Source organism: Archangium sp. (assembly GCF_036388035.1).
Classification (GTDB): Bacteria; Myxococcota; Myxococcia; order Myxococcales; family Myxococcaceae; genus Archangium.
In genome coordinates this window covers 1-3,361 of sequence record NZ_DASVSO010000433.1, presented here as the reverse complement: position 1 = coordinate 3,361, position 3,361 = coordinate 1, and the positions used below count along the sequence as shown (strand labels likewise).

Sequence of the window (3,361 nt, the reverse complement as noted above, 5' to 3'; positions counted from 1 at the left end):
CAGTTGTTGCACACGCCAGACGGGATGGCGGAAGGGACGAAGGAGGCGGTGCTGGACGTCGCATTCGTCCAGGTGCCGGTGCAGGGCGCGGTCACGGCCCACTGGTAGGAGAGGGAATCTCCATCCGCATCCGAGGCGGTGGCGGTCACGTTGGTGGACTGACCCACGTCCAGGCGGTTGCGAGAAGCGGAGGCCTTGGAGACCACGGGGTAGAGGTTGAAGGCGATGGTGAGGGCCGCGTTGCCGCTGGTGGCGCTCGAGACGACGTTGACGGCCAGGGAGACCGAGGCGGCAGCTCCCTGCGAGTCCGTCACGGTGAAGGTGAGGGTCTGGATGCCGGTGGAGGAAGGTGCCGTCCACGTGCTGTTGGCGGCCGTGGGGGTCGCGAAGGTGCCGGCGGTGCCCGTCCACAAGAAGGAGAGGGTGTCCCCCGTGTTGGAGTCATGCGTCGTCGAGGTCAGGGAGATGGAACCGCCTGTCTGGATCGTGGTGGGGGAAGCCACGACGGAGTCGATGACGGGCGCCTCATTGCCGTAGGGGGGAGGAGGGGCCTGCTCCTGGAGGGTGATGGCCACGGCGGTGGTCTGGTTGGCGGTGAGGGTGATCCCCGAGGCCTGCCCCTGGAAGCGCTTGGCGGCGGAGGAGTCGTACGCCTCGGCGAGGAAGGAGCGGTTGGAGCCCGTGGGGATGTTGCCGATGATTCCGCCCCAGGAGCCGTTGGACCTGGCCAAGTCCACGGTCATGGTCGACATGTCCGAGGCGGAGATCGTCACCTTGACGCGGGTGATGTCATTGGCGGACAGGGCCTGCGTGGAGGCAACGAAGTGGACGGAGCCGGTGGGCTGGGAAGAGGTACAGGCCGCCAGGGAGAGCAGCAGCACCGCGGCGAGACAGGTGAGACGTCGGAGGAGGGGCATGAGCTTCGCTTTCGTAGGGCGGTGTGAACCCTTCGAAAGAGAATGAGCCTGCGAGCCGGAAAATGATGCACACGATCTGCGCACGGCTGTTCAAATCCCGTACGCCTCGCCGCTATCGCGCCGCGCGGTGACCACGCCCACGGGCAGCTCACGCCGGTGCCCCCAAGACCGCGGTGGCTGTGCGGGTTCTTCGCCAGGCCGCCTCCGCCGGTACTCCCACCCGCGCTCCCCACCTGCCCCTCCCCGGTCACAATGGCCGCTCCAGCCCCTGGCTGTCGTTGGCATGTCAGATGCTCGAAGTCGCTACCGCCCGAAGCGGCGCAGCCCGGCGGGATTCACGGTGGGAATCTCGTCCACCTCGGCCGTGACGCCCGGGGCCGTCTGCCGCGCCACGGACGGGGCGACGCCCACCCACGTGAAGAGCCGCTCCAGGGCCTGGGTGCGCTCGGGCTCGGGCAGGTCCATCAGGCTCGCGAAGTGGTTGCCCTCGGGCACGAAGAAGCGGAAGGCGTCGTTGCGCTCGCGGACCTCGTAGGGGTGCGAGGACCAGGGGTCATTGGCGCCGTAGATGAAGAGCATCCGCTGGGCATGGTCGCGCACCCAATGCTTCACGCGCAGCTGCGCCACGGGCGAGTACGTCTTCTCCACGCCGAGCGGCGGGTAGTTGGCGGGGATGTCCTGGCGCGGGTAGCGCAGCAGCCCCTGCAGGTGCCGCTCCGGGTAGCGCGGCGCGCCGAGCTGCGTGGCCGCCTGGTGGTAGTACGCCTGGAAGGTCTCCAGGGCCGCGTCGCCGTAGCTGAAGGCGATGTTCGCGTGGAAGTCGAGGAAGTCGAACAGCTCGGCCGCGGGCGCGTCCGGCGCGGGGATGGTGGGGCAGTACCCGGCGCCGCCGTACTGCCAGAAGTAGAAGGGGGCCTCCAAGACGGCGAACTCGAAGGCCCGCTCCATCCCGAGCGCGTCGAACGTCTCGCCGCCGGTGGCCACCCTTCCCACCATGAAGGGCATCAGCTCCTCGCGCCGCTGGAGGGCCGTGTGCTGAAACTCGCGCAGCCGCGCGCGGCAGCCGGCGTCCGGGCCCACCGAGTCGAGGAATTGGCTGTACTTCACGTCATCGTCGCCGTGGCTATTGGGGGCCACGTAGGGCACCGTGGCGTCCACGTCGTCCGGGTAGAAGGAGCGGTGGTAGACGGCCGTCATGCCGTCCTTGCTGCCACCGGTGCTCACCCACTTGCCGGAGAAGAGCGGCCGCAGCGCCTGGACGATGCGGTGGTGGTCCGCCGCCGCCTGCTCGATGGTGAGCAGCTTCCAGTCGCGAGAGGCCGGCGTGGAGGACGCGAAGAAGCGGTGCTCCACGGTGAGCTGGTGACCGAGGACGAGCTGGGTGACTTCGCTCGCCCAGGGCGAGGGGTAGATGTTGTAGCCACTGGTGTACAGCACCACGGGCGAGTCCGGCGCGCTCGCGCGGTAGAGGAGCGTCATGCGCTGAGGGAAGCGCTCGCCCTGGGGGTGCTGGTGGTCCGCCGGTTGCGCGTACTCCAGCACGAAGAAGCGCGTGCGCTTCGAGGCGTTGAGCCACCGGTCCACCACCACGCGCATGCCTGGGATGGCGCGCAACCGGTCCCCCATGTCCATGGACTGCGGCGCGTCGGCGAGCGCGCGCGCGACGGCCGAGGTGGCGACGGAGCCGGTGTCCTCCACCGGGGCGGGCGGCGCGTCTCCGCACGCCTGAAGGAGCAGCAGGGCCGCGAGGGCCGCGATGGAACGCCTGAAGAAACCTGCGTGAGTCATGGAAGGGTCCTCTGGAGAGCTGTCACGTCGACGCGCACAGGGAACGACGGTGGACGCGCGCGCATATCGGCACTTCGAGCACCAGACCCAGAGCAGGTGCGGAGGAGGCGAACGAAGCGCCCCAGGCAGCGGCCAGCACGGAGCCGCTGAAGGAGAGGATGCCGCGAGTGGACCAAGCCGAGCTGCTCAGGAGGACGTTCAACGTGGGTGCCTCCTCGTTAGGAGTGGGTTCGACTCAAGCGGCGGGCAACCTCTATTGGAGGCGGTGGGAATCGAACCCGCGCCGGGCGGTGCGAAACTCCCAGCAGAATCGCGCCCTTACCTCGTAACCGCCCGGAATGCTTGGGAGTCGATATCCCGCCGCGTCCCCTCCTGTCCCGTCCCGTTCCAGGTCATTCCGCAGGCTCCTGCGACATACGTGCAACATGGCGGGGGCTGCCCACCTCCCATCACTAAGCCCCCGGACATGGTTTCTGTCCACATCGGATCAAACGCTGGCGGAAGCGCGCCGATGCCCCAGGGTGTACGTCCGGAGCGGCGAGTCCACCGGAAACGCGAGGATGCTCACGATGAACGCGTAGAACGCCGCGTCGAACGAGGTGGGGCTCTCTCCCAGCAGGAACGGCTTGTCGCCGAGCACCACCGCCACCGCGGAG

Annotated in this window: 3 protein-coding genes; all 3 read right to left on the bottom strand. The window is 68.6% G+C overall.

The genetic code is table 11. The features are described from left to right. Positions 1 to 917, bottom strand: a 917-nt coding sequence (locus tag VF697_RS17455; protein ID WP_414641305.1) for an Ig-like domain-containing protein, incomplete at its 3' end; no start/stop codon positions are given. 303 nt (positions 918 to 1,220) lie between these two features. Beyond that, positions 1,221 to 2,705, bottom strand: coding sequence for a S28 family serine protease (locus tag VF697_RS17450; RefSeq protein ID WP_331096409.1), 1,485 nt, complete (start codon positions 2,703 to 2,705; stop codon positions 1,221 to 1,223). 487 nt (positions 2,706 to 3,192) lie between these two features. Continuing rightward, the gene (locus tag VF697_RS43510; protein WP_414641306.1) at positions 3,193 to 3,345 is read right to left on the bottom strand and encodes a glutathione S-transferase C-terminal domain-containing protein; all 153 of its coding nucleotides are present in this window, start codon (positions 3,343 to 3,345) and stop codon (positions 3,193 to 3,195) included. Between the last annotated feature and the right edge of the window lie 16 nt (positions 3,346 to 3,361).

What these genes read in the sequence shown, in the direction of transcription:
- VF697_RS17450 (WP_331096409.1), bottom strand. Translation starts at nt 2,705, where the DNA reads ATGACTCACGCAGGTTTCTTCAGGCGTTCCATCGCGGCCCTCGCGGCC.